This window comes from Burkholderia sp. SR8, assembly GCF_052851275.1.
This window is the reverse complement of record NZ_JAULUC010000053.1, coordinates 1-4,648: the sequence shown is the minus strand read 5'-3', so window position 1 is coordinate 4,648 and position 4,648 is coordinate 1. Positions and strand designations below refer to the sequence as shown.

Annotated in this window: 4 protein-coding genes; all 4 read right to left on the bottom strand. The window is 67.4% G+C overall.

The window, feature by feature from the left end:
* Window positions 1–1,212 (bottom strand): aldehyde dehydrogenase family protein (locus tag Q3A80_RS31615; RefSeq protein WP_446332701.1); only part of this gene is annotated, 1,212 nt, incomplete at its 3' end.
* A 15-nt stretch (window positions 1,213–1,227) separates the two neighbouring features.
* Complete coding sequence (locus tag Q3A80_RS31610; protein ID WP_446332702.1) at window positions 1,228–2,511, bottom strand: NAD(P)/FAD-dependent oxidoreductase; 1,284 nt, start codon at window positions 2,509–2,511, stop codon at window positions 1,228–1,230.
* Window positions 2,512–2,516: 5 nt separating this feature from the next.
* The gene (locus Q3A80_RS31605; RefSeq protein ID WP_446332700.1) at window positions 2,517–3,533 is read right to left on the bottom strand and encodes a 4-hydroxyproline epimerase; all 1,017 of its coding nucleotides are present in this window, start codon (window positions 3,531–3,533) and stop codon (window positions 2,517–2,519) included.
* A gap of 63 nt (window positions 3,534–3,596) precedes the next feature.
* The gene (locus Q3A80_RS31600) at window positions 3,597–4,475 is read right to left on the bottom strand and encodes a dihydrodipicolinate synthase family protein (RefSeq protein ID WP_446332699.1); all 879 of its coding nucleotides are present in this window, start codon (window positions 4,473–4,475) and stop codon (window positions 3,597–3,599) included.
* Window positions 4,476–4,648: the final 173 nt, after the last annotated feature.

The following is a 4,648-nucleotide window of genomic DNA, read 5'->3' as shown; positions in this document are numbered from 1 at the left end:
CGCTTCGTCTTCCGTATCGAACGGCCGCACGCACACGACCGGCCCGAAAATTTCCTCGCGCCAGATCCAGCTGTCTTCCGGCACGTCGGCGAATACCGCCGGTTCAATGAAGTAGCCGCGTTCGAGATGCGCCGGCCGTTCGCCGCCGGTCACGAGCCGCGCGCCTTCGTCGCGGCCGCGCGCGATCGCTTCGCGTACCTTGTCGTATTGCCCTCGGCTCACCAGCGGGCCGAGCAGCACGCCGTCGTCGCGACCGTTGCCGATCCTGATTTTGCGCGCTTCCTGCGCGAGCCGCTCGACGAGCGGCGCATACAGCGAGCGTTCGACGAGCACGCGCGACGTGGCCGAACACACTTCGCCCTGGTTCCAGAAGATGCCGAACAGGATCCATTCGACGGCCGCTTCGAGATCGCTGTCGCCGAACACGATGAACGGCGACTTGCCGCCGAGTTCGAGGCTCACGTTCTTGATGTCGCGTGCGGCGGCCTGCATGATCCTGCTGCCGGTTGGCACGCTGCCGGTGAACGCGAGCTTGTCGACGCCCGGATGCCCGGCGAGCGGCGCGCCGGCGTCCGCGCCGAGGCCCGTCACGACGTTCAGCACGCCGGCCGGCAGCCCGGCAGCTTCGGCGATGCCGGCCAATTCCAGCGCAGTCAGCGGCGTCAGTTCGGACGGCTTCAACACCATCGCGCAGCCGGCCGCGAGCGCCGGCGCGACTTTCCACGCGGCCATCAGCAGCGGGAAATTCCACGGGATGATCGCGCCGGCCACACCGATCGGCTCCTTGCGGACGACTGTACTGAAGCGCTCGTCCGCGAGCGGCACCGGCGTTTCGGCGCTCCCGTCGAGCTGTTCGGCGAGCCCGGCGTAAAAGTCGAAGCAACCGGCCGCATCGCCGAGATCCCACAGCGCTTCGGGCAGCGGCTTGCCGTTGTCGCGCACTTCGAGCTCGGCGAGCTCGGACAGGCGATCGCGGATGCCCTGCGCGATCGCGCGCAGCACGGCGGCGCGCTGCGCGCCGGTCATGCGCGGCCACGGACCTTCGTCGAACGCACGGCGCGCGGCGTTGACCGCGGCGTCGATATCTTCCGCGGTGGCGGCGGCCACCTGTGCGATCACGGTTTCGTCGCTCGGATCGAGCGTTTCGAAGGTGCGGCCCTGAACGGGCGCCACCCAGCGGCCGTCGATGAAAAGTCGTTCGTAGGATTGCATGAAGAGTCTCGTAGGTCAGGCGAATCGGTAAGCGCTGAATGGCGACAGGTCCTGCCGCGTCTGGCGGCCGGCCGCGAGGTCGCCGACCAGGCGGCCGGTGGTGGCGCCGAGCGTGAGGCCGAGCTGGCCATGGCCGAACGCCATGATCGCGTTCGGCAGCCGCTTCGAGCGGTCGATCACCGGCTTCGTGTCGGGCAGGAACGGCCGATAGCCGACGCCGTATTCGACGCGCGCGGTCTGCAGCTCCGGCAGGATGCGTCGGGCCTTCTCCAGGATGATGTCCGCGCGCCGGAAGTTCGGCGCCGCATTTCGGCCCGCGAACTCGATGGTGCCGCCGATCTGCAGCCCGCGCGTCATCGGGCTGAAGCAGAAGCCGCCGTCCGCATAGATCACGGAGTGGCGGAACTCGACGCCCGGCTCGGACACCAGCGCCTGGTAGCCGGCGATGCCTTCGAGCGGCACGCGCACGCCAAGCTGCCCGAAGAATTGCCGCGAACCGGTGCCGGCCGCGACGACCACGTGATCGGCCGCGATGCGCTCGCCGTTGGCCAGCGTCACGCCGGTCGCACGTGCGTCCGATTCGTCGATGCGCGCGGCGTTCGCACGAATGCGGCGTCCGCCTTGTGCCTCGAAGCTGGCGGTGAGCGCCGCAATGAAGCCTTCGGTATCGTTGACCGCGCGCCAGTCGGGAAACAGCAGCCCGTGCTTGAACCGGCCGGCGAGCGCCGGTTCGAGATCGCCGATCTCGGCGGCGTTCAGCCGCTGCGATGCGAACCCGAGCGACTGCCGCAGTTCGAGATGCGGCTGTTCATGCGCGATGCCGGCCGGATCGTCGAACACTTCGAGCACCGGGCGCTGGCCCAGCAGCGCGCGGTCGCCGCACGCATCGAGCAGCGGCGCGTAATCGGAATAGACGTCGTGCGTCAGCGTCGCCATCGCCTGCGCGATCGACACGATCTTCGCGTGACGGGCCGACGCGACGAACCGGAAGAACCACGGCAGGATGCCCGGCAGCGCGCCGGGCCGCAGCGCGAGCGGCCCGTTCTGGTCCATCAGCCAGCGCGGCACCTTCATCAGGATGCCGGGCTTCGACAGCGGAATGACCTCGCTGACCGCCATCTGTCCGCAGCTCCATTTCGCGGTGCTGTCGCCGGGCGCGGCCGGATCGATCAGCGTGACCGCACGGCCGTCGCGCTGCAGATAGAGCGCGCAGCACACGCCGACGATCCCGCCACCGATCACGACCGCCGTTTCCTCCCGAGCGGCGCCGGGTGCGGCGGGTGCATGGTGTTGGGCAATCGCGTTCAATTGACGAACTCCTGCAGGCTGAAGCCGTGCGCGTACGGCTGTGACGAACCGACACGATATTGCGCGCGCCCGGTCACCCATGCGCGCCCTTCGATGCTCGGCCGCACCGCATCGAGCCCGCTGTCGAGCCGCGCGATCGATTCCACGCGGCCGATGAAGCGGCTGCCGATCAGGCTCTCGTGGCAATAGGCGTCGCCGATGTTCAGCCAGCCGCGCGCGAAGCGCTGCGCGACGCGGGCCGAACTGCCGGTGCCGCACGGCGAGCGATCGACGAGACTGTCGCCGGCGATCACCACTGCGCGTCCGTGTGCGTCGTCCGCGATCGGCTTGCCCGTCCACATGCAATGCCGCACGCCCCGAATCGCCGGATGATCGGGATGCACGACGTCGAGCGCCGCGTTGACCGCGCGCTGCACGTCGCGGCCCCACGCCAGCAACTCGTCTGGCGTGAAGTGTTCGCAACCGGGGAAGTTCGGCTGAACCTCGACGATCGGATAAAAGTTGCCGCCGTATGCGATATCGACAGCCAGCGTGCCGAGCGCGGGAACGTCGATCTCGACGTCACGCGCGAGCAGAAAGCTCGGCACGTTGGTGAAGCGCACCGACGTCACGCGTGCACCATCCATCTCGTAGCGCGCGACAATCTGCCCGGCCGGTACGTCGACAGTCACGGTGCCCGGCTGCTTCGGCACGACGAGCCGCTCCTCGATCGCGAACGCGATCGAGCCGATCGTCGCATGGCCGCACATCGGCAGGCAGCCCGACGTCTCGACGAACAGCAGGCTGCAATCCGCGTTGTCGCTGACCGGCGGATAGAGGAGCGTGCCCGACATGTGCGCATGGCCGCGCGGCTCCAGCATCAGCGTGCGACGCACCCAGTCGTGATGCGCGACGAAGTCCTCGCGGCGTGCGTTCATCGTCGCACCGCGCAACGCCGGCGCGCCGTCGATCACCATGCGCACCGGCATGCCCTCGGTATGGCCTTCGATACAGGTAAAGCTGTGAATCGTCATGTTGCAATTCCCCGGTCGGCGTACCGGCACCAAGCGGCGCCGGTACAGGAGCGCATTACGGCATTACGCCTGCGACGCCTCGAAGATCGCGCGGAACTCGGCCTTTTCGTGATCGGTCAGCGGCTGCAGCGGCATGCGGGCGTTTCCGACCTTGAAGCCGGCGAGCTCGCAGCCGTACTTCACCTTCTGGATGAACTTGCCCGACTCCATGCTCGCCATCACCGGGAACAGCGAGCGCATCACGTTCTGTGCACCGGCGATATCACCGGCCGAGAACTTGTCGTAGAAGCTCACCACCTGTTTCGCGAAGCAGTTCGCCGGCCCGCAGATCCAGCTCGTCGCACCCCACATGAAGAAGTCGAGCGCCTGGTCGTCGGAGCCGCACGACAACTGGTAGTGGTCGCGGTACTTGCCGCCGATCTCGATCGCGCGCAGCAGGTTGCCGCTGCTTTCTTTGATGCCGACCACGCGCGGATGATCCTTGAACGCGTCGAGTACGCCGAAGCCGACCTCGACGTTCGTGCGCACCGGGTAGTTATAGAGAATCACGTTCACGTCGGTCACCGCCGCGAGAATCGCGTCGTAGTGGCCGATAAGTTCGTCCTGCGACGGCAGCGCGTAGTACGGCGGCGCGATCAGGATGTTCGTGTAGCCGGCATCGCGCGCCTGGCGAACCTGCTCGATCACTTCGCGCGTCGACGAGCCGTTCGCGCCGGCGATCAGCGTGCCGCGGTTGCCGACCACTTCGCGCACGGTCTTCATCACCGCGCGACGCTCGTCGTTCGTCAGCGCGTAGTACTCGCCGGTCGAACCGAGCGGCACGAAGCCGCTGACACCCGCGGCGAGCTGATATTCGAGGATCGACGCGAGCGTGTCGTGATCGACCGCGCCCGACGCATCGAACGGTGTGACGAGGGCGGGCAGAATGCCTTTCAGTTGCATGAGATTTCTCCGGCTTGATGAAAGCGTTGCGGGTTGTTGCGGATCAGTAGGCATAGCGCCTGAGCATCCTGGACTCCACTACGCCGACCAGGCGGGTCAGCGGAAAGGCGACGAGGAAATAGATGACGGCGACGGTCGTCAGGAACTCGACGGGCCGCGCGGTGCTGTTCGAT